At 67.5% G+C, this 20,306-nt stretch carries 16 protein-coding genes and 1 pseudogene; 7 read left to right on the plus strand and 10 right to left on the minus strand.

The genetic code is table 11. The annotated features are described in order from the left end of the window. From AC1DGD_RS18850 to AC1DGD_RS18865, 4 genes and pseudogenes are all read right to left on the minus strand, one after another. Nucleotides 1–212, minus strand: a pseudogene (locus tag AC1DGD_RS18850) (sugar phosphate isomerase/epimerase); the annotation flags it as partial. A gap of 1 nt (nt 213) precedes the next feature. Next, nucleotides 214–1,416 carry a Gfo/Idh/MocA family protein gene (locus tag AC1DGD_RS18855; protein WP_476857826.1) on the minus strand — a complete coding sequence of 401 codons (1,203 nt, stop codon included), beginning with the start codon at nt 1,414–1,416 and terminating at the stop codon, nt 214–216. Nucleotides 1,417–1,425: 9 nt separating this feature from the next. Continuing rightward, nucleotides 1,426–2,568 (minus strand): Gfo/Idh/MocA family protein, encoded by a 1,143-nt coding sequence (locus AC1DGD_RS18860; protein ID WP_476857827.1) that lies wholly within the window; start codon nt 2,566–2,568, stop codon nt 1,426–1,428. After that, on the minus strand, nt 2,565–3,320 hold the full coding sequence (locus AC1DGD_RS18865; RefSeq protein WP_476857828.1) for a sugar phosphate isomerase/epimerase family protein: 756 nt from the start codon (nt 3,318–3,320) through the stop codon (nt 2,565–2,567). Before AC1DGD_RS18865 ends, AC1DGD_RS18860 begins: the two co-directional genes overlap by 4 nt. Before the next feature lie 255 nt (nt 3,321–3,575). Between AC1DGD_RS18865 and AC1DGD_RS18870 the strand changes: the two genes are divergently transcribed. Beyond that, on the plus strand, nt 3,576–4,787 hold the full coding sequence (locus tag AC1DGD_RS18870; protein ID WP_476857829.1) for an ROK family transcriptional regulator: 1,212 nt from the start codon (nt 3,576–3,578) through the stop codon (nt 4,785–4,787). 137 nt (nt 4,788–4,924) lie between these two features. Then, nucleotides 4,925–6,109, plus strand: a complete 1,185-nt coding sequence (locus AC1DGD_RS18875; RefSeq protein ID WP_476857830.1) for an MFS transporter — start codon at nt 4,925–4,927, stop codon at nt 6,107–6,109. A gap of 219 nt (nt 6,110–6,328) precedes the next feature. Here the strand turns inward: AC1DGD_RS18875 and aceB are convergent, their stop codons facing one another. Together aceB and aceA are read right to left on the minus strand one after the other, a co-directional pair. Next, nucleotides 6,329–7,993 carry a malate synthase A gene (gene aceB / locus AC1DGD_RS18880; RefSeq protein WP_476857831.1) on the minus strand — a complete coding sequence of 555 codons (1,665 nt, stop codon included), beginning with the start codon at nt 7,991–7,993 and terminating at the stop codon, nt 6,329–6,331. Between the two features lie 200 nt (nt 7,994–8,193). After that, on the minus strand, nt 8,194–9,525 hold the full coding sequence (aceA, locus tag AC1DGD_RS18885) for an isocitrate lyase (RefSeq protein WP_476850538.1): 1,332 nt from the start codon (nt 9,523–9,525) through the stop codon (nt 8,194–8,196). 142 nt (nt 9,526–9,667) lie between these two features. Between aceA and AC1DGD_RS18890 the strand changes: the two genes are divergently transcribed. From AC1DGD_RS18890 to AC1DGD_RS18900, 3 genes are all read left to right on the plus strand, one after another. Continuing rightward, entirely contained in the window at nt 9,668–11,179 is a 1,512-nt protein-coding gene (locus AC1DGD_RS18890; RefSeq protein ID WP_476857832.1) for a helix-turn-helix domain-containing protein, read from the plus strand. Nucleotides 11,180–11,417: 238 nt separating this feature from the next. Beyond that, the gene (locus AC1DGD_RS18895) at nt 11,418–13,166 is read left to right on the plus strand and encodes a pyruvate dehydrogenase (protein WP_223914492.1); all 1,749 of its coding nucleotides are present in this window, start codon (nt 11,418–11,420) and stop codon (nt 13,164–13,166) included. 107 nt (nt 13,167–13,273) lie between these two features. Next, nucleotides 13,274–14,545 (plus strand): serpin family protein, encoded by a 1,272-nt coding sequence (locus tag AC1DGD_RS18900; protein WP_476857833.1) that lies wholly within the window; start codon nt 13,274–13,276, stop codon nt 14,543–14,545. A gap of 91 nt (nt 14,546–14,636) precedes the next feature. Here the strand turns inward: AC1DGD_RS18900 and AC1DGD_RS18905 are convergent, their stop codons facing one another. Both AC1DGD_RS18905 and AC1DGD_RS18910 read right to left on the minus strand, forming a co-directional pair. Next, a complete protein-coding gene (locus AC1DGD_RS18905) occupies nt 14,637–14,999 on the minus strand; it encodes an iron chaperone (RefSeq protein WP_476857834.1) in 363 nt (120 codons plus the stop codon). Nucleotides 15,000–15,030: 31 nt separating this feature from the next. Continuing rightward, the gene (locus AC1DGD_RS18910; protein ID WP_476857835.1) at nt 15,031–15,927 is read right to left on the minus strand and encodes a hydroxymethylpyrimidine/phosphomethylpyrimidine kinase; all 897 of its coding nucleotides are present in this window, start codon (nt 15,925–15,927) and stop codon (nt 15,031–15,033) included. A gap of 157 nt (nt 15,928–16,084) precedes the next feature. On the opposite strand from AC1DGD_RS18910, the gene AC1DGD_RS18915 reads away from it, so the two are divergent. Next, entirely contained in the window at nt 16,085–17,539 is a 1,455-nt protein-coding gene (locus AC1DGD_RS18915; RefSeq protein WP_476857836.1) for an MFS transporter, read from the plus strand. Between the two features lie 138 nt (nt 17,540–17,677). Here the strand turns inward: AC1DGD_RS18915 and AC1DGD_RS18920 are convergent, their stop codons facing one another. Further along, nucleotides 17,678–18,460, minus strand: coding sequence for an ABC transporter permease (locus AC1DGD_RS18920; protein WP_476857865.1), 783 nt, complete (start codon nt 18,458–18,460; stop codon nt 17,678–17,680). After that, nucleotides 18,460–19,284, minus strand: a complete 825-nt coding sequence (locus AC1DGD_RS18925; protein WP_476857837.1) for an ABC transporter ATP-binding protein — start codon at nt 19,282–19,284, stop codon at nt 18,460–18,462. Before AC1DGD_RS18925 ends, AC1DGD_RS18920 begins: the two co-directional genes overlap by 1 nt. 215 nt (nt 19,285–19,499) lie before the next feature. On the opposite strand from AC1DGD_RS18925, the gene AC1DGD_RS18930 reads away from it, so the two are divergent. After that, nucleotides 19,500–20,195: a queuosine precursor transporter gene (locus tag AC1DGD_RS18930; RefSeq protein WP_476857838.1), complete on the plus strand. Its 696-nt coding sequence runs from the start codon at nt 19,500–19,502 to the stop codon at nt 20,193–20,195. Nucleotides 20,196–20,306: the final 111 nt, after the last annotated feature.

A 20,306-nucleotide genomic window follows, 5' to 3' on the forward strand; every position in this document is an offset into this window, starting at 1 on the left:
TTGGAGATGGCCCAGACCTTGAGGTTGTACTTCTCCAGCACGGCCAGCTTGGACTCGACGTAGCCGGGTTCGTCCCAGCGCCAGGCGTCCAGGTGGTCGCCGGAGACGGCGATTTCCAGGCCGTCGTAGCCCCAGCCGGAGGCCAGGCGGGCGACTTCCTCGAAGGGCAGGTCGGCCCACTGGCCGGTGAACAGGGTGTACGGGCGGGGCATGTCAGGTTCCTTCGGTAATCGTTTGGGTGGTCCGTGCGGACGGGGTGAGCTGGATGAGTGAACTTTTGGCCGCGGCGCTTTCCTCCACGGCGGCGAGGATCCGCTGGACGCTCAGGCCGTCCTCGAACGACGGCGACGGCTGGGTTCGGTTGCCCACCGCGGTGAGGAAGTCGCGGATCTCGTGCGTGAACGTGTGTTCCCAGCCGATCACGTGGCCCTGCGGCCACCATGCTTCAAGGTACGGGTGCTCGGGTTCGTTGACGAGGATCCGGCGGAAGCCCTGTTCGCGGACCGGCAGTGTGGCGTCCAGGAAGCCGAGCTCGTTCAGGTCCTCCAGATCGAAGAGCAGGGCTCCCTTGTCGCCATAGATCTCCAGCGTGAGCGAGTTCTTCCGCCCGGCGGCCACCAGGGAGACCTCCACCGAGGCGATGGCCCCGGAGGCGAGGGTCAGCGTGGCCCAGGCGGCGTCGTCGACCGTCACCTCCTCCAGCCCGGCAGCGCCCGGGCGTCGCGGCGTGAAAGTGTGCAGCCGGCCGGAGACCTCGGTGACCGGCTCGCCCAGGAGGAACAGCACCTGGTCGATCGCGTGGCTGGCAATGTCGCCCAGCGCCCCGGATCCCGCGGTCTCCTTGTTTAGCCGCCACGTCATGGGCGACTCCGGGTCCACGAGCCAGTCCTGCAGGTAGGCGGCCCGGACGTGCCGGACGGCGCCGAGCCGGCCCTCCGCGATCAGCTCCCGGGCCAGTGCCAGGGCCGGGACCCGGCGGTAGTTGAAGCCGATCATGGACTGCACCCCTCGCTCCCGGGCTGCCTGCGCTGCCGCGGTCATGGCCTCGGCCTCGGCCAGGGTGTTGGCCAGTGGTTTCTCGACCAGGACGTGCTTGCCGGCGGCCAGCGCGGCGATGGCGATTTCCGCGTGCATGAACCCCGGCGCGCAGATATCGACGATGTGGATGTCATCCCGGGCGATCACTGCGCGCCAGTCCGTGGCGGACTCGGCCCAGCCGTACTTTGCGGCCGCCTCGGCGACCCCGGCCGGGTCGCGGCCGACCAGGACGCGCCGTTCGAACGCCGGGACGTCGAAGTAGCTGGCAACATTCCGCCAGGCGTTCGACTGGGCCTTGCCCATGAACGCGTACCCGATCATGGCCACACCCAAACGTGAACCGGCGGCGGGGCCGGGGGTGGTTTCGTGGGAATTCATTGCTGGTCCCTAGAGTGTGGAAGCGGTGGGGTCCCAGTCCTCGGGGAGGGCTGCGGAGGTGCGCGCGGAGCTTTCCACATCGATGAACGTGCCGGAATCGACCGACTCGGAGATCGAGACCATGGTGTCCAGGACGTGGTAGGCGAGGTTGCCGGTGGCGCGGTGCGGAACGCCGGCGCGGATGGAGCGTGCCATGTCCAGCACGCCCATGCCGCGGCCCTGGCTGGGGCCGGTGGCCGGAATAACGGTCCATTCCTCGTCGCCGGCGCGCCAGAGCTTGATGTCGCCGTCGAAGTAGTTTGGATCGGGCAGCGAGATGGTGGCCTCGGTCCCGGTGATCTCCACGAAGCCCATCCGCAGCCGCGGGGACTCGAAGCTGAACACGCTGTGGGAGGACGCGCCGGACTCGAACTGGGCCGTGGCGGAGACGTGGGTGGGGACCTCGACCGTGAATTCCTCGCCGGCCTTGGGGCCGGAACCGATGACCCGGACCTCCTTTGCCTTGGATCCGGTCGCGGCCACGCGGCGCACAGAGCCGAACGTCTGCACCAGGGCTGTGAGGTAGTACGGGCCCATGTCGAACAGCGGCCCGGCGCCGTGCTGGAAGAGGAACGCGGGGTTGGGGTGCCACGATTCCGGCCCGGGCGTCTGGAACGTGGTCATGGCCGTCAGCGGGGTGCCGATGTCGCCACGTTCGATCAGCCGCCGGGCAGTCTGCAGCCCGGCGCCCAGGAACGTATCCGGGGCGCAGCCCAGCCGCAGCCCCGCGGCGTCGGCCGTTTTCAGCAGGCCCAGGCCCGAATCGCGGTCCAGCGAGAACGGCTTTTCCGTCCAGACGTGTTTGCCGGCATCGACGGCGGCCGTGGCCACTTCCACGTGCGCGGCCGGGATGGTCAGGTTGACGATGATTTCGACGTCGGGGTGGTTCAGGGCGGCGTCCACCCCGCCCCACTCCGGGATGCCGTATTCCTTGGCCCGCGCCCCGGCCGCCTCCTCGAAGAGGTCGGCGATCACGTGGACCTTAAGGTCGGGGAAGACGGTCAGGTTGTCCAGGTACTGCTTGCTGATGTTGCCGGCGCCGATGACGGCGACGCCCACGGGGCCGCGGCCGGCGGCACGGTTCGCTGCTACAGGGTTCGGTGCGGCGCTCATGCGTTCACGCCCTGCGCGCCGGCGGAACCGCTTTGCAGGTAGCCCAGGCTCTGGGCGATGCCGTCGAAGATGTCGCCGGAGTAGTCGTCGAATTCCACGACGCCGACTTCGAGGGACTGCGCCGCGGCGATGACGTCCCGCACGGCGATCTTGCCCTGCCCGGCCGGCTGCTGCGCCTTGGTGTCCGTGGAGACGGGGCCGTCCTTGATGTGGATGAATCTGACCCTGTCGCCGAGGCGCTGCAGCAGCTGCACGGGGTCCTGGCCGCCGACGGCGGCCCAGTAGGTGTCCACTTCCAGGACGAGCTCCGGGTCCAGGAGTCTCTCGAAGTACTCCAGGGCGGTCTGGCCCTCGATGCTGGACTCCAGCTCCCAGGCGTGGTTGTGGTAGCCGACGCGGATGCCGTACCCGGCGCCCTTCTTGGCGGCGGCGTTGAGCTTCGCTGCGGTGGCCTGGATGTCCTCGGCGGACTGCCAGTGCTCGGCCGGGAGGTAGGGGTCGATCACCGTGGTGATGCCCAACTCCTTGGCCGCGGCGAAGATTTCGTCCTGGTCCTGGCTCAGCAGCGGGGCGTGGCCGGACGGGGCGGTCAGGCCGTTCTCCTTCAGGGCAGCGCCGAGCTCAGCGGCCGTGGCGACGAAGTTGTAGGGCTCAACCTGGGTGAAACCGAGTTCGGCGACCTTTTTGATGGTGCCGGGCAAGTCTTCCTGGAGGGCGTTGCGGAGGGTGTACAGCTGGATTGAATAAGACACGGGATTCCTTTGCACGAGTTCGGCTTCGAAGGTGTGAGGGTCAGCCCTGACGGCGGGAAGGGGCGTCCATTCCGTTTGATTCTGCGCGAAGTAGGACTGCACGCCCATGGGCAGCGAGATGGTTTGTCTGGAGCGGAGGAACACGATGGCTCCAAACTAGGGAGACTTTTGCCGGGCGTCAAGCAAAAGTTGGAAACTACGTGTCAATCTTTGTGAAGCGTGACATGCAGAAGATCTTCGTGCTATCACTTACTCATGAGTACGCCCACCGGCACCGAGCCCGCAACCCCCGAGGCCGGCGGCAGCCTGTCCCGCGCCGGAGACCTCTTCCAGCTCCTGCGCGACGGCAAGGCCCGGACCCGCGCGGAGCTGGCCCTGACCACCGGGCTCGCCCGGTCCACTGTCGCTTCCCGCATCGACGCGCTGATGGTCTCCGGGCTCGTCGGCCCCGCCGGGGAGGCGAGCTCCAGCGGCGGCCGCCCGCCGTCGCGCTTTGCCTTCAACCCGGCGGCCCGCGTCGTCCTGGCGGTGGATGTCGGGGCCACCCACGTGATCATCGCCGTCACGGACCTCGGCGGGACGGTGCTCGCGGAGCGCCGGCTGGCGCAGGATGTCGCCGACGGCCCGGTGGTTGTCCTGGACCGGGTGATCGAGGAAGGGCTGCAGCTGCTCGGCGGGGCCGGCCGGGGAATTGGGGACCTGGCCGGCGCCGGCATCGGGCTCCCGGGGCCCGTGGAACACGCCACAGGCATGCCGGTGAAGCCGCCAATCATGCCCGGCTGGGACGGGTTCGACGTCGTCCGCCACGTCCAGCGGTCCCTTCCGGTGCCGGTCCTGGTGGACAACGACGTGAACATCATGGCGCTGGGGGAGCGCACGGCGCACTGGCCTGACGACGAAAACTTCCTGTTCATCAAGGTGGCCACCGGCATCGGGGCGGGCATCATCAGCAGCGGCCAGCTCCAGCGCGGAGCCAACGGGACGGCCGGCGACCTCGGACACGTCCGGGTTCCGCGTGGCGATGACGTGCTGTGCCGTTGCGGCAACTACGGGTGCCTCGAAGCCCTGGCGTCCGGGCCCGCTGTCGCCAAGGCGCTGACGCGGCAGGGCCTGCCGGCGCACGACGGCGGCGATGTGTTGCGCCTGGTCGCCGAAGGGAACCTGCAGGCCATCCAGGCGCTGCGGCAGGCCGGCAGGGACCTCGGCGACGTCCTCTCCATGGTCGTGAACCTGCTGAACCCCTCGGTGATTGTGATCGGCGGCAGCCTCGGCCAGGCCGGGGAGCATCTGATGGCCGGCGTCCGCGAGGTGGTCTACCGGCGTTCGCTGCCGCTGGCCACGGCGCACCTGCGGATCGGCGTGTCCCGGGCCGGTGACCAGGCCGCGATCCTCGGCGCCAGCCAGATGGTCACGCAGCACGTGCTCTCACCCGCGGTCATTGAGGCGACCCTGCAGGCCGTGGGCTAGGGGTGTCCGGGGAAGCGGCGCGCCCGGCAGGGGTGTCCCGGAAAGCGTCACATTCCGAAGGCGCGGCCGGGGCCCGTGATAGCAATGGGACTGATGAAATCATATTTCTGCCCGGCCGCCGGGCTACGGGCCGCCCCATGAGCAGCGTGGCCCGGGCGCCGCGCGGCTGGCTCCTCATGCTCGCGATCGGGCTGATCGCGCTGAACATGCGCGGCCCGTTGGTGGCGGTGGCGCCGGTGATCGCCCAACTGGAGGACGATCTCGGGTTCACCCCGGTGGAATTGGGATTCCTGACCGGCATCCCGGTCCTGTGCTTTGCCCTGGCCGCGCCCCTGGCCTCGCTGGCCGGGCGCAAGTTGGGGCCAGAATTCGCCATCACCCTGACCCTGCTCGGGGTGCTCTTCGGCGTCGTGGTCCGCTCGGCCGGCGGGGGTGCACTGGTCATGCTGGGCACGGTGATCCTCGGCGTCGCCATTACGATCGGCAACATCGTGGTCCCGCTGATCATCCGCCGTGACTTCACCCCCGCCCGGCAAGGCGCGGCGATGGGCACCTACACCGCGGCACTGAACATCGGCTCGTTCCTGACCTCCATGGTGTCGGCGCCGCTGGCTGAACTCCTGGGCTGGCGGCCCGCGATTGCCGCCAGTGGCCTGTTCGCGGTGGCGGCCGCCGCCGTGTGGGTGATCGCGGTTGGCCGGCGGGCCTTCACTCCGGCCGCCGTCGCCGCGGCGGACCCGCGGCGGCCCGGCAAGCTCACCTCCCGGTGGACCACGGCAGCGCTGACCTTCGGGTTCGCCGGGCAGGCGTTCTCCTACTACGGAGTGACCGCCTGGCTGCCGAGCCTGCTCTCGGACGAACTCGGCATGGCGCCCGCAGCCGCCGGGGCAGGGTCCTCGCTCTTCCAGATCCTGGCCATCGTGGGCGGACTGGGCGTGCCGCTGGCGGCCCGGTTCGCCAGTACGACGGCGGTGGGCCTCGCCCTGGGGCTGCTGTGGCTCACCGTACCCGTGGGCCTGCTGCTCGCACCGGAGCTGTGGTGGCTGTGGTGTTCCTTCGGCGGTGTGGCCCAGGGCGGCGGCATCACGCTGATCTTCCTGGCCATTATCCGGCTGGCGCGGGACCAGACCTCGGCGGCCCGGATGTCCGCCGTCGTCCAGGGGACGGGATACTCCTTCGGGGCAGTGGCGCCGACCCTGCTGGGCTACGTCCACGGGACCACCGGCGCCTGGACCGGACCGCTGCTGATGATCCTGGGCTCGGTGGCCGCGTTCATCCTGGGCACCTCGCTGTCACTGCGGCGGGTGCCGAAGCCCCACTGATTCGCTGTCGCGCGCCGGGGTGATGTCAATCGAGACGACAGGTAAGGCCCATGTTCGCGGGGAACATGGGCCTTACCTGTCGTCTCGACGCCGTTGTCGAGCACGGGGGGATTTTCCGTTGCTGGACTGCCACCCGGATTTCGGGGTGCCTGTTGCGAAGGGCCTGGCAGCCCAGCCAACGGAAATCTGTGCGGACCCGGTTGCCCGGGACGCGGAGTCCTACGCCGGAACCAGTGCGGGGTCCCCGCTGGCGGCGTCGGCGCCGTCGCGCGCTTCATGCAGGAAGCGGTCGTAGGCCGGCAGCGTCAGGAAGGCCGGGAACTCGGTGCTGAGGGTGACTTCCTCGAAGATGTCCCGCGCGTCGGCGAAACGGTCTCCTTCGAAGCGCTCCAGTTTGGCGAATTCCTCGTCCAGCATGTCCTCCACCCACTCCCGGGTGATTACGTCGCCGTGGTCGGTGATGGCCCGGGCGAAGATCCACTGCCACAGCTGCGAGCGGGAGATTTCCGCGGTGGCGGCATCCTCCATCAGGTTGTGGATGGCCACCGCGCCGTTGCCGCGCAGCCACGACTCGATGTAGCGGATCCCCACTTCGATGTTGTTCCGGATGCCCTGCTCAGTGATGGTTCCGGTGGTCGCGGAGATGTCCAGGAGCGCGCGGTCGTCCGCGGTGACGTCCTCGCGGAGGCGCTCGAGCTGGTTCGGACGCTCGCCGAGGACGGCGTCGAACACCTCGCGGCAGACCGGCACCAGGTCCGGGTGCGCCACCCAGGAGCCGTCGAAGCCGTCGTTCGCCTCACGGGTCTTGTCCGCGCGGACCTTCTCGAAGGCGATCGCGTTGGCGTCCGCATCCTTGCGGTTGGGGACGGCGGCGGCCATGCCGCCGATCGCCATGGCGCCGCGCTTGTGGCAGGCCCGGACCAGCTGCTCGGTGTAGGCGCGCATGAACGGCTGGGTCATAGTGACCTGGCCGCGGTCCGGGAGCACGAAGCGCGGTCCCCGGGTGCGGAAGTTCTTGATCAGGGAGAAGATGTAGTCCCAGCGGCCGGCGTTCAGGCCCGCGGCGTGGTCCCGGAGTTCGTAGAGGATCTCCTCCATTTCGAACGCCGCGGTGATGGTCTCGATCAGCACGGTCGCGCGGATGGTGCCCTGCGGGATGCCCAGCAGGTCCTGCGCCATGATGAAGATGTCGTTCCACAGCCGGGCCTCGAGGTGGTTCTCGATCTTCGGCAGGTAGAAGTACGGACCGTTGCCCTGGGCGATCAGGCGGCGGGCGTTGTGGAAGAAGTACAAGCCAAAATCTACGATCCCGCCGGCAATAGGCGTGCCATCGATGAGCATGTGCTTTTCCGGCAGGTGCCAGCCGCGGGGGCGGACCACGACTGTGGGCAGTTCCCCGGCCGGGCGCAGCTTGTACTCCTTGCCCTCCGGGGAAGTGAAGTCAATCCGGCGCTCCAGCGCATCGGTGAGGTTCAGCTGGCCCTGGATCACGTTGCGCCAGGACGGCGTGGAGGAGTCCTCCATGTCCGCGAGCCACACCTTGGCGCCGGAATTCAGCGCATTGATCGTCATCTTCTTGTCGACCGGCCCGGTGATTTCCACGCGGCGGTCCTCCAGGCCCGGGGCCGGGGGAGCAACGCGCCAGTTCGGGTCGTTGCGGACGGACTCGGTCTCGCGCAGGAACCGCGGGTCCTGGCCCTTGGAGATCTGCTGGCGGCGTTCCTGCCGTGCCTGCAGCAGCTCCCGACGGGGCCCTGCCGTGGCCTTGTGCAGCTTGGCAACAAACGCCAGCGCGTCCGGCGTGAGGACCTCGCTCTGCCGGCAAATCGGCTGCGCGGTCAACGTGATCCCGTTGATAGTGAAGTTGTCAGTGAAGCTGTTCATCTCAATCTCTCCTTGGAGAAGCAAAAGTTCGACGGCGGGTGGTGACGTGCGCTGAAGACGGCGGGCCGGATGCTCCGGAAGCGTGCGTAAAAGGGGCCCCATTGCCGCCCCGCCGAGGTGGGCAATGGCGAAGGCGGCAATGGGGAATAGCACGCGGAGGAGCGTTCGGTCCGCTGGCGGAGTTGCCGCCGTCGTGAGTTCTAGTGGAACTGGCCTTCTTCGGTGGATCCCACCAGGGCCAGGGTGGATGCGTTCGGGTTGAGCGCGGTGGCGATGTCGTCGAAGTAGCCGGTGCCGACTTCGCGCTGGTGCTTGGTGGCGGTGTAGCCGCGGGACTCGGAGGCGAATTCCTTCTCCTGCAGCTCGACGTACGCGCTCATGCCTTCCCGGGCGTAGCCGTGGGCGAGGTCGAACATCGAGTAGTTCAGGGCGTGGAAGCCGGCCAGGGTGATGAACTGGAAGGTGAAGCCCATGGCGCCGAGTTCGCGCTGGAACTTCGCGATCGTGGCGTCATCGAGGTGCTTGCGCCAGTTGAACGACGGCGAGCAGTTGTAGGAGAGCATCTGGTCCGGGAACTCGGCCTTGACGGATTCCGCGAATTTGCGGGCCAGCTCCAGGTCCGGGGTGCCCGTCTCCATCCAGATGAGGTCGGAGTACGGGGCGTAGGCCTTGGCGCGGGCGATGCAGGGTTCGATCCCGTTGCGGACCTTGTAGAAGCCCTCCGGGGTGCGGACCGGCTGGCCGCCTTCGCGGAGGATGAATTCCTGGTCACGCTCGTCGACGTCGGAGGTGATCAGGGTGGCCGCCTCGGCGTCGGTGCGGGCGATGATGACCGACGGGGTACCGGCGACGTCGGCGGCGAGCCGGGCAGCGTTCAGCGTCCGGACGTGCTGCTGGGTGGGGATCAGGACCTTGCCGCCGAGGTGGCCGCACTTCTTTTCCGAGGCGAGCTGGTCTTCCCAGTGCACGCCCGAGGCGCCGGCCTGGATCATCGACTTCATGAGCTCGTAGGCGTTCAGCGGGCCGCCGAAGCCTGCCTCGGCGTCGGCCACAATCGGGACCATCCAGTCCTCGACGGTCTGGATGCCCTCGGAGAACTCGATCTGGTCCGCGCGGAGCAGGGCGTTGTTGATGCGCCGGACCACCGTGGGAACGGAATTGGCGGGGTAGAGCGACTGGTCCGGGTAGGTGTGGCCGGAGTTGTTGGCGTCCGCGGCGACCTGCCAGCCGGAGAGGTAGATGGCGCGGAGGCCGGCCTTGACCTGCTGCACGGCCTGGTTGCCGGTCAGGGCGCCGAGGGCGTTGGTGTAGCCGCCGGTCTTGTGCTCTTCGGTGAGCTGCTTCCACAGCTTTTCGGAGCCGCGCCGGGCGAGGGTGTGTTCTTCGGAGACGCGGCCGCGGAGGCGGACGACGTCGGAGGCCTTGTAGTCCCGGGTCACACCTTCCCAGCGGGGGTTGGCGGCCCACTCGAGCTCCAGTGCGGCGGCCTGCTGCTCGGGCGTCTGCTGGGTGGGCTCAAATGCTGCAGTCATCTTTGTCTCCTTGGTGGGTCCGGGGCCGGTCAGTCTGCGTCTCTGCAGATCCTGGCTGGTTGTTCCCGGATAGTGAATCTTTCCGTGAGTTCTACTTTTCTGCACTTTCCAAGGGGTTTCTAGACCAAAACAATGGAAAGAAATGCACTTCTTCGCGTATTCTCAAGAAATGCACTCAACCAGCTGGAACCGCCAAGCCCTTGCGTCGTCCGCGCCCGCAGCGCCGGAGGTGGATGTCATCAGCCTGGGCCGGCGCGTCCGGCATCTGCGCAAGGCGGCAGGGCTCACGCTCGACGACCTGAGTGCCGCCGTCGGGACGGCCCCCAGCCAGCTGAGCCTGATGGAAAACGGCAAACGCGAGCCCAAGCTTGGTCTGCTCCAGCAGCTTGCAGCGGCACTCGGGGTGAGCATCGACGAACTGCTCGGCGCGGAGCCGCCCAACCGGCGTGCGGCGCTGGAGATCGAGCTGGAACGGTACCAGCGCAGCCCCATCTATGAGTCCCTGAACCTGCCCAAGATCCGCATCAGCTCGCGGCTTCCGATGGATGTGCTGGAGTCCATGGTGGGGCTGCAGCATGAGCTTGAACGCCGGCTCAATGAGCAGGTCGCGACGCCGGAGGAGGCCCGCCGCGCGAACGGTGAACTGCGCGCGATGATGCGCGAGAGGAACAACTATTTCCCCGAGTATGAGGCCGAGGCGCAGAAGGTCCTGGCCTCGGTGGGACACACCAGCGGTCCGCTGTCCCACCACGTCATTTCGGACATCGCCGGGCATCTCGGATTCAGCCTCCACCATGTGGGTGATCTCCCTCATTCCACGCGTTCGGTGACTGATCTTAAGAACCGCCGAATTTATCTCACGCAGAATGCCCGCAGCGATCACGACCCCCGGTCGGTGCTGCTGCAGGCGCTGGGCCATTACGTCCTGGGCCACCAGACGCCGAACAACTACGGCGATTTCCTGATGCAGCGCGTGGCCACGAACTACTTCGCCGCCGCGCTGCTGCTGCCCGAGCAGGCTACCGTGGCATTCCTGCAGGAGGCCAAGCAGGCCAAGGAAATCGCGGTCGAGGACATCCGGGACGCCTTCGCGGTGTCCTACGAGACCGCCGCGCACCGCTTCACGAACCTGGCCACCCAGCACCTGGGCATCCGCACGCACTTCCAGAAGACGCACAAGAGCGGCATCATCTACAAGGCCTACGAGAACGACGGCGTGACGTTCCCGCAGGACCACACCGGCGCCATCGAGGGTCAGTTCTCGTGCCGGAACTGGACGTCCCGGGTGGTGTTCGACGTCCCGGACAAGTTCAGCGCCTACAACCAGTACACCGACACCCCGGCCGGGACGTACTGGTGCACGGCCCGGACGGAACGCTCCGCGAACGGGGAGTTCTCGCTCTCCGTGGGTGTCCCGTATGCGCACGTGAAGTGGTTCCGCGGCCGCGACACCACCGAGCGGTCCAAGTCCACCTGCCCGGACGAAAGCTGCTGCCGCCGCCCGCCGGCATCGCTGACCGCCGAATGGGCCGGGAACGCCTGGCCCTCGGCCCGGGCCCACTCCCACCTGCTGGCGGCCATGCCGCCGGGCGCCTTCCCGGGCGTGGACGAGACCGAGGTCTACTCCTTCCTGCAGGCGCACTCGGGGAACTGACCCTCCCGCAGCTTCTGCAGGATTTTCCCAGACGCTCCCCCAGGTCCTGCGGTTTTTGGCGGGACGCTCCCTCAGATCCGGCCCGAAGCTCCCCGGCGCTCCCTCAGATCAGGTGAGGAAGCGTTCGGCGATCTGTTGCCAAAGCTGAGGGAGCGTTCCGTGGGGGGGCGGCTGGCAGGCGGGCGGACTATATTGGCCTGTGTCAGCTCATCGATCCATCTCGCGGGAGCGTGCGCCCATGGCCAAGGAACTTGCCACCCAGCTCATCGAACAACTCCAGGCTGCCGGCGTGCAGCGGATCTACGGGATTGTGGGGGACAGCCTCAACCCGATTGTCGACGCCGTCCGCAAGACCGGCGGCTCGCAACAGGGCGGGATCGACTGGATCCATGTCCGGCATGAGGAGGCGGCCGCCTTCGCCGCGGCGGCGGAAGCCCAGCTGACCGGCCGGCTCGCGGTGTGCGCCGGCTCCTGCGGGCCCGGCAACCTGCACCTGATCAACGGCCTGTACGACGCCAACCGTTCCGGGGCGCCGGTGCTAGCCATCGCCTCGCACATTCCCAGCAAGCAGATCGGCAGCAGTTTCTTCCAGGAAACCCACCCCGACCGGCTCTTCAACGAGTGCTCGGTCTACTCCGAGCTGATCAGCACCGCGGAGCAGGCGCCCCGCGTCATGCACAGCGCCATCCAGCACGCCGTCGGCCTCAGGGGCGTCGCCGTCGTGACCCTTCCCGGTGACATCGCCGGCCTGGAGGCGACGGCCGAAACGCCGGCCCCGGCGACCTTCCGGCCGGCGACGCTGATGCCGGACCCCGCGAGTGTGCAGGAACTGGCCGACGCCATCAACGCCGCCGGCAAGGTGGCCATCTTTGCCGGTGCCGGCGTCGAGGGCGCCCACGACGAGGTGATTGCGCTCGCCGGGCTGATCGCGGCGCCGATCGGCCACAGCCTCCGCGGCAAAGACTTCATGCAGTACGACAACGCCTATGACATCGGCATGACCGGGCTGCTGGGTTACGGCGCCGCGGCCGAGGGCATCGAGGACGCGGACCTGCTGATCCTGCTGGGCACGGACTTCCCCTACGACCAGTTCCTTCCCGGAACCCGGACGGCGCAGGTGGACCGGGCCGCGCACAAACTGGGGCGGCGGACCGACGTCGACGTCGCAGTGCACGGCGACGTCCTCCCCACCCTTGCCGCCCTCATGCCGTTGGTCACGGCCAAGAAGAGCCGCCGTTTCCTGGACGCGATGCTGAAGAAGCACGACCGGCTCATGAACAAGGCCGTGGGGGCATATACCCGCAACGTCGGGACGAAACAGCCGATCCACCCGGAATATGCGGCCTCGCTGCTGGACCAAGTGGCGGCGAGGGACGCGATTTTCACGGCGGACACCGGCATGTGCAATGTCTGGACCGCCCGGTACATCAACCCGCTGGGCACCCGCCGGCTGATCGGCTCGTACCTGCACGGGTCCATGGCCAACGCGCTGCCGCACGCGATCGGCGCCCAGCTGGCATACCCCGGCCGGCAGGTGGTTTCGGTCTCCGGCGACGGCGGCCTGTCGATGCTGCTGGGCGAGCTCATTACGGTCGCCGCGCACCGGCTGCCCGTGAACGTGGTGGTCTTCAACAACTCCACCCTGGGCATGGTGAAACTCGAAATGCTGGTGGACGGGCTCCCGGACTTCGGCGTCGACGTCCCGGACGCCAACTACGCGGACGTTGCCCGGGCCCTGGGCTTCCACGCCGAGCGCGTCACGGATCCGTCCCGCATCGAGGCCGCGTACCGGGAAGCCTTCGCCCACCCCGGCCCGTCGCTGGTGGAGCTCATCACGGACCCCAAGGCGCTGTCCCTCCCGCCGAAGATCAAGGGCGCGCAGGTCCTGGGCTTCGCCACGGCGATGTCCAAAGTGGTCCTGAACCGGGGCGCTGGCGAGGCCGTCAGTATGGCACGGAGCAATCTGCGGAACGTCCCGCGGCGCTAGGGGCGGGCCCGGCGAGTTCGCCGGAAGCTGCCCGGCTCGCCGGACATGTCCGGCGAACTGGAGACATTCCGGCGAACTGCGCACCAATCGAGGCGAAGGGGGTGGCCATGAAAGATCACCGCATGGCGAAAATTGTGGCGGCGGGAACCATCGCCGTGCTCACGGCTTGTGCGCCCCCGGTACCAGGGCTTGTGAAGGCCGACGGCGTCGAACGGGTGCCGGTGGACCGCGCCGCGTACGCTGCCGAATTTCAGGCATTCCGGGCCTCCGCCCTGACGTTGGGAGCCGCGCTGCTGGCCGACGGCGGTGAAGGGGCCGAAGGGAACGTGGTGTCGTCCCCCGGCAGCCTGCTGATCGCGCTCGCCATGCTGCGGGCAGGGGCGTCCGGGGAGACCGCCGTCGAAATGGACCAGGTGCTGGGGCTCCCGGACGGCAACCGGGATGAGGCCATGAACGCCCTGCTCGATTCGCTGGCTGCGTACGACGGTGATCCCGGCTCGGTCGACGAAAAGGATCCGCCCCGGAAGCCGGTCATGCATGCGGCCAACGGTCTGTTTGTGGACAAGGACGTACCAACCGGAAGGAACTACCTGGAAACCCTTGCCCGGCACTACGGCACCGGGGTGTACCCCGTGGACTTCCGGGATGAGGCCGCCACGGGGCCGGCCCTGGATGCCTGGGTGGACCGGAACACGGGCGGCCGGATCAAGAAAGCACCTGCGGAGTACGATCGCGACAACACGTTCAGCCTCCTCAATGCCTTGTACTTCGCCGCGGCGTGGCTGTCGCCATTCGATCCCAACGACACCTCGGACAGCCCCTTCACCAAGTCCGGTGGCGAGGAAATCAGCGTGCCGACCATGCACGACTCGCTGCAGCTGGCCTATGCGGAGGGCCCTGGCTGGCGGGCGGTCGAGCTGCCGTACGCAGAAGGTTTTGCCATGCGGCTGGTGCTGCCCGGTCCTGGCGTTGGGCCGGAGAGCCTCACGGCGGCCAAGCTGACGGCAATTGCGGCGGCCCTGGACACGGCCCCGGAGGTCTCCGCACTGATCTCCCTGCCCAAGTGGGACCACAAGAGCACCTTCGACCTGCGGAAGGTATTTGAAGCGCTGGGGCTGGCCAGGACCCTGGTCACCACCGAAGACTTCGACGCCATCCAGCCGAAGCTGACGCTCACGCAGGCCGCCCAGGCCGCCAACGTCACCGTTGCCGAGAAGGGAACGGTGGCCGCCGCCGTGACGCAGATCAACGGCGCCGTGACCGGTGTGCCGCCCCTTCCGGACCAAACCATCGACTTCGACCGGCCGTTCCTCTACCAGGTCGTGCACACCGAAACCGGGCTCCCGATCTTCATGGGGAAGGTCGCGGACCCGCGCTGAGGGGCGGCCTACCGGGACCCACATCGCCGGAAGCCCTCCAGTTCGCCGCAAACTTCCGGCGAACTGGAGGGACTCCGGCGAACTCGACGGCTTAGGGCGTCCCGCTCCGGCGCTCTTGTGCCAGGGCCGCCGCCACTTTTCCAATCAGCTCGTACGGGACAGGCTTCCGCAACGGGAACTTCAGGGTGCCCTTCGCGGCGCGGTAGGGGGCGAGTTCCGTGCTTAGCGATTCGTCGCCGTCGGGCACGGGGTAGACGGAGATGTGGTGCGCCCAGCCCGCGAAATATACGACGTATCTGCCCCCGAGCGTGATCGTCGGGATGCCGTAACTGATCTTCTCCCCTGATCCGGGTACCGCCGCATGGCAGCATCGCCGGATCTCCTGCAGCGCCTCCTGCACGTCAGCAGGAAACGAGGCGATGTATTCCTCCACGGACTCAAAGTGCTGTGCCATTGCCGTTCCCTCCAACGATCCCAGCAACGAGTTAGCGCGGGCCGCCCTGCCACAAGGCATCGAACGGCGCGCCCGAGGCCACACGGTTCCGGATGCCGGCGGTCACAAACGCCTTCGCCGTCCGGGCGGCGGCCAGCGGCGTCGCACCCTTGGCGAGCTCGGCCGTCACCGCCGCGGCCAAAGAGCACCCGGCGCCGGAGACTGCCACCTCGCCCACCTTCGGGGCGGACAGGACTTCCAGAGTTTCGCCGTCGTAGTAGACGTCGACGGCGTCGGGGCCTTCGAGCCGCACGCCGCCCTTGGCGAGCACCGCGGCGCCGCTGAGCTCATGGATGCGGACCGCGGCGGCCTTGAGGGACTCGACGTCGGTAATCTCCAGCCCGGAGAGCGACTCGGCCTCGAAATGGTTGGGCGTGACGAAGGTGGCCAGCGGCAGGATGTGGGACTTGAGCGCCTGGTCGGTGTCCAGGGCGTGGCCCGGCTCCTGGCCCTTGCAGATCAGCACCGGATCCAGCACCACGTTGGCGAACTGCCCGGCCGCCAGCGCCGCGGCCACGGTCGAAATCGTCGCCGGGCTGCCCAGCATGCCGATCTTGACGGTGTCCAGCACGGCCGGTGCGCCGGACGCGGCACCGTAGGCCGCCGTCGTGGCTTCCAGCTGGTCCGCGATGACCTGCTGGTCCACCGGGACAAAGCGGTGGTTCCAGTTGTCCTTGGGGTCGAAGGACACGATGCAGGTCAGGTTCGCGATCCCGAAGACGCCGAGTTCCTGGAACGTCTTCAGGTCAGCCTGCGCGCCGGCGCCGCCGGTCGCTTCGGAGCCTGCGATGGTCAGCGCGACGGCGGGGGAGGAGGCGGGCTCGGTAGCTGTATCGGAAGCAGCAGCGCCATCCGCCAGGGCGGTGGAATCGAATGCGGTAGAAGTCATGGTCCCATCCTGCCATCCCGCCAAAACCGCGCGCATTGTGCTCATGAACAAGCGTTCCATGAACAGTATGAACAAAACCTGAGTGTTCCGGATCACGCGGACTAGGGTGGCGGACGGTGTTGCTTACAGGCGGCGCCGGATCCAGGAAGGTTCATTGATGAGCACCCAACTGACCGAAGCGGCCCAGACCCGGAAAGCCGTCGGCAACATCCTCAAAGGCTCGGCCGGCAACCTTGTTGAGTGGTACGACCTCTACGTCTACACCGTGTTCGCGGCCTACTTCCAGGCGCACTTCTTCAACTCCAAGGACGAGCTCCAGGCCGGTCTCGAGGCGATGGCCGTCTTCTCGACGTCGTTCCTGATGCGCCCGATCGGTGCCTGGTTCTTTGGCCGGTACGCCGACCGCAAGGGCCGCAAAGCCGCGTTGACACTGAGCGTGACCATGATGTCCGCGGGCTCTTTCGCGATTGCGGTGCTGCCCACCCAGGACGTGATCGGCCTGTGGGCCCTGATCCTGCTGGTCCTCATCCGCGTGATCCAGGGCTTCTCCGTGGGCGGTGAGTACGGCACCAGCGCCACGTACATGTCCGAGGCTGCCACGTCCAAGCGCCGCGGCTTCTTCTCCAGCTTCCAGTACGTCACGCTGATCGGCGGACAGATGCTGGCACTGCTGGTCCTTGTGGTCTTGCAGAACGCCATGCCCAAGGCTGAGCTGACCGAGTGGGGCTGGCGCATCCCGTTCGCGGTGGGCGGCGTGGCCGCGCTGGTGGTCCTCTGGCTGCGGCGCTCCATGGAGGAAACCGTCTCGGCCGAACAGCTCGAGGCCGCAAAGGCCCCTGCCGGGGGAGGCCAGGCGCAGCCCGGGACCATGAAGCTGCTGTTCACCAGCTACTGGAAACCGCTCATGATCTGCATCGGAATCACCCTTGGCGGCACGGTGGCGTTCTACACGTACACCAACTTCATCCTGAAGTTCATGAACGATACCTCCGGCATCGCCAAGACGGACACGTCGGTCATCAACTTCTGGGCACTGTTCATCTTCATGCTGCTCCAGCCGGTCTACGGCATCATCTCGGACAAGGTCGGCCGCAAACCGCTGCTGCTGTGGTTCGGCATCACCGGCGTCCTGTTCACCTGGCCGCTCCTGTCCGCGCTCGCCGGGACCAAGGATCCGATCACCGCGTTCCTGCTGATGATGGGCGGTCTGCTGATCGTGGGCGGCTACACCTCCATCAACGCCCTGGTGAAGGCCGAGCTCTTCCCCGCGTCCATCCGCGCCCTCGGGGTGGGCCTGGGCTACGCGATCGCCAACTCTCTCTTCGGCGGCACCGTCCCGCTCATCGGCGCTGCTCTGCAGAAGACCGGGCAGGAAGAGCTGTTCTTCACCTACGTCACCGTGGCCATCGGCATCTCCCTGCTGGTGTACATCTTCGCCTTGAAGAACAAGAAGTCCACGCACCTGGACCACGAACAGGGCCACGCCTGGGCGGCCGCTGGTCCGGACGCGGCTGCGGGGACGGCTGCTGGTGGTCCGAGCGCGGCTGCTGGTGGTCCGGGCGACGGCGGCAGGGACGAGGACAAGGACCTCATCGACGCCTCGCGCCGCTAGGGCAGGCCGCAAGCCGTCCTCGAATTCGCCGGAAGCGCGCCGGGTCGCCGTATGTTTACGGCGACTTGGCGCGTATCCGGCGAACTCGCGGCCTAAGGAGCGAATGGACGGCGACAACGACGGCGGCCCGGTCCCACGCTATTGGGCGTTGTCTGCGAACCGCAGCTGCAGGATCGTTGCAGCGGTGCCCGCCACGAACGTTCCCGCGAGCACAACATAGCTGCCTGGCTGGAGCGAGCCGACAGGATCGGCCACCATGCCGATCAGCAGCGGGACGATCGAATAAGGGAACCACTCCGCCCAGCCGGTCTTGCCGAACAGATTGCCCAGGGCCAGCATAACGAGCGAGAAAGCGATGGGGGCCACTTCGCCTCGGCTCCACACAGCGATCCAGGCGACCACTGGCGCGAGCAGGAATGAGATCGTCGCAGCGAGGAGCACGTGTGCGATTCCCGCCGCGGCCAACTCTGCCGAGAACCCCGGCAGCCCCAACACCAGTCCGATCGCCATGGCCTCGACGAGGACTATGACGATGAGCGCCATCCACCACACGGCCGCGACCGCCAGCTTGGCGACGGCGAACCAATGACGGGCCACGGGCAGCGCGAGCATGTTCTTGGCGGTGGCATCACCGTACTCCCGGCCAAACAGGTAGGCGATGATGAAGGTCAGCAGCAGCATCCCGCCGACACCGAAGACCAGCGTGAGCATGTAGAAGTATTGGAGCCACGTCGCCTCAAGCCCGGCAACGCTCGCTTTGGTACCCAGAAGCCCCAGCTGGGCCGCCCGCCCCGGTTCGCGCACGATCCACATGAAAAGCGCAATACCGAGCGGCATGATCGCGAGCACCGCCAGCGTGGCCCACGTCGCCTTGGCACGGTGGAGCTTCATGAACTCGGTGCCAAGAACCTGACCGAACATCAAACCGCGCCGCCTTCGGACGAAGGGCCGGTCCTCCGGCCATCGGCACCGCCCGCATCGCCCGTCCGCGCCAGGAAGTAGCGCTCCAGATCCAGTGTGAGCAGCGCCTGCTCGCGCTCTTCCGGGGTGTAGGCGTCGGTCGCGAACGCGCGCGCCTTCGCGGCGAGTTCGTCGCGCGACGACTCCTCGATGAGACGGCCGTCGTGGACGATACCGATGCGGTCGGCCAAGTGAGCGACCTCGGCGAGGATGTGGCTCGACATGAAGACGGTGGCGCCGCGCCCGTCGGCGAGCGAACGGAGCAGCTCGCGGATCTCGACAATGCCAGCCGGATCAAGGCCGTTGGCGGGCTCGTCGAGCACGAGCAATTCGGGGGAGTGCAGCAGCGCGCGGGCGAGAGCGAGACGCTGTTTGTTGCCGAGCGAGAGCTGCCCGGCACGCCGATCGGCATAAGGATCCAAGCGCAGCAGCGTGATCGAGTCGGCGACCGACCGCGGCGGCGAACCGGTGAGCCGGCGCTGGATGTCCAGATTCTCGCGCACGGTGAGGTTGGGGTAGGCGGTCGCGGTCTCGACGAGGAAGCCAACGCGGGCGAACACAGCGGTCTCGCCAGGGATGATGCGCTGGCCCAGGACGGTCACCTCCCCGCTGCTCGGCCGGATCAGGCCGAGCATCATACGGATGGTGGTCGTTTTGCCCGCCCCGTTCCTGCCGAGGAACCCGTAGATCTCGCCCCGGCGGACGTCAAGGTTGAGCGAGTCGACGGCGGTGACGTCGCGGTACCGCTTGACGAGGGCGCGCGTGGAAACCGCGGAGTCAGGCATGGGGCTCCTCCATGGCCCCATCCTGCCACCACGCCCGGAGCGTTCACAGGGTGAAGCTGCGGCTGCATCAGGCTCCCGCACCGTCGGGTGCGAGAATGGAGGCGGTTCCGGCTGCTTGTGTTACCGGGGCCGTCCAGTGCTAATACAGCCGGCCACCCAGCGTGTTCCCCTTGCGGGTGCGGGCCGCCGAGCGAACCACTACGAATGGAATACCCATGACTTCCGCCAAGACCTTCCCGGCGTCAGCCGCACCAAGGTTCGCCTCGATCGGCTCCCCACATTTCGGCATCATGCTCGCTGTCATGGCCGTGGTGCTGATCCTGTCCAACATCGGGGCGTCCAAGGGCGTGGCGATCGGCCCCGTGATCACCGACGGCGGCTTCTTCCTCTTCCCGCTGGCGTACATCCTGGGCGATGTCATCAGCGAGGTCTATGGCTTCAAAGTGGCGCGCAAGGCCATCATCACCAGCTTTGCGCTGTCCGTCTTCGCGTCGCTCTGCTACTGGGTCATCATCGCCCTTCCGGGGTTCGACGACGAATACGGTTCCTCCAAGCAGGCAGCCTTGGAAGGCGCACTGGGACCGGTCCCGCAGATTGTGCTGGCATCGCTGCTGGCCTTCCTCGCCGGCCAGACCATCAACTCCTGGATCTTGGTGAAGATGAAGGCGCGGACCGGGGAAAGGTCCCTGTGGGCGCGCATCATGGGCTCCTCCGTGGCGGGTGAGTTCGTGGACACCCTGATTTTCTGCAGCATCGCCGCATCCGTGATCGGAATTACCGACGCCGCGATGTTCATGAACTACGTCCTAGTGGGCTTCCTCTACAAGACCCTCGTGGAGTTCGCCTTCGTCCCGCTGACCTCGCTCGCCATCGGCTGGGTCAAGAAGCGCGAACCGAGCTACGGCGCCTAGGACTCCTCCTCATCCTCCGGCCGCCGGCCAGTTGGGAGCCGGCCAGTTCGGAGCCAGCAGCCGCCCAATTCGCCGGATACCCGCGGTGTCGCCGTAAGTTTCCGACGACGT

It is taken from the genome of Arthrobacter sp. 05T45, from assembly GCF_056395875.1.

Bases quoted from the DNA above. Each gene is read 5' to 3' on its own strand.
- AC1DGD_RS18870 (WP_476857829.1), top strand. From the start codon at position 3,576: ATGAGTACGCCCACCGGCACCGAGCCCGCAACCCCCGAGGCCGGCGGC.
- AC1DGD_RS18860 (WP_476857827.1), bottom strand. From the start codon at position 2,568: ATGAGCGCCGCACCGAACCCTGTAGCAGCGAACCGTGCCGCCGGCCGC.
- aceA (WP_476850538.1), bottom strand. From the start codon at position 9,525: ATGACTGCAGCATTTGAGCCCACCCAGCAGACGCCCGAGCAGCAGGCC.
- aceB (WP_476857831.1), bottom strand. From the start codon at position 7,993: ATGAACAGCTTCACTGACAACTTCACTATCAACGGGATCACGTTGACC.
- AC1DGD_RS18925 (WP_476857837.1), bottom strand. From the start codon at position 19,284: ATGCCTGACTCCGCGGTTTCCACGCGCGCCCTCGTCAAGCGGTACCGC.
- AC1DGD_RS18890 (WP_476857832.1), top strand. From the start codon at position 9,668: ATGCACTTCTTCGCGTATTCTCAAGAAATGCACTCAACCAGCTGGAAC.
- AC1DGD_RS18895 (WP_223914492.1), top strand. From the start codon at position 11,418: ATGGCCAAGGAACTTGCCACCCAGCTCATCGAACAACTCCAGGCTGCC.
- AC1DGD_RS18900 (WP_476857833.1), top strand. From the start codon at position 13,274: ATGAAAGATCACCGCATGGCGAAAATTGTGGCGGCGGGAACCATCGCC.
- AC1DGD_RS18905 (WP_476857834.1), bottom strand. From the start codon at position 14,999: ATGGCACAGCACTTTGAGTCCGTGGAGGAATACATCGCCTCGTTTCCT.
- AC1DGD_RS18855 (WP_476857826.1), bottom strand. From the start codon at position 1,416: ATGAATTCCCACGAAACCACCCCCGGCCCCGCCGCCGGTTCACGTTTG.
- AC1DGD_RS18915 (WP_476857836.1), top strand. From the start codon at position 16,085: ATGAGCACCCAACTGACCGAAGCGGCCCAGACCCGGAAAGCCGTCGGC.
- AC1DGD_RS18930 (WP_476857838.1), top strand. From the start codon at position 19,500: ATGACTTCCGCCAAGACCTTCCCGGCGTCAGCCGCACCAAGGTTCGCC.
- AC1DGD_RS18920 (WP_476857865.1), bottom strand. From the start codon at position 18,460: ATGTTCGGTCAGGTTCTTGGCACCGAGTTCATGAAGCTCCACCGTGCC.
- AC1DGD_RS18910 (WP_476857835.1), bottom strand. From the start codon at position 15,927: ATGACTTCTACCGCATTCGATTCCACCGCCCTGGCGGATGGCGCTGCT.
- AC1DGD_RS18875 (WP_476857830.1), top strand. From the start codon at position 4,925: ATGAGCAGCGTGGCCCGGGCGCCGCGCGGCTGGCTCCTCATGCTCGCG.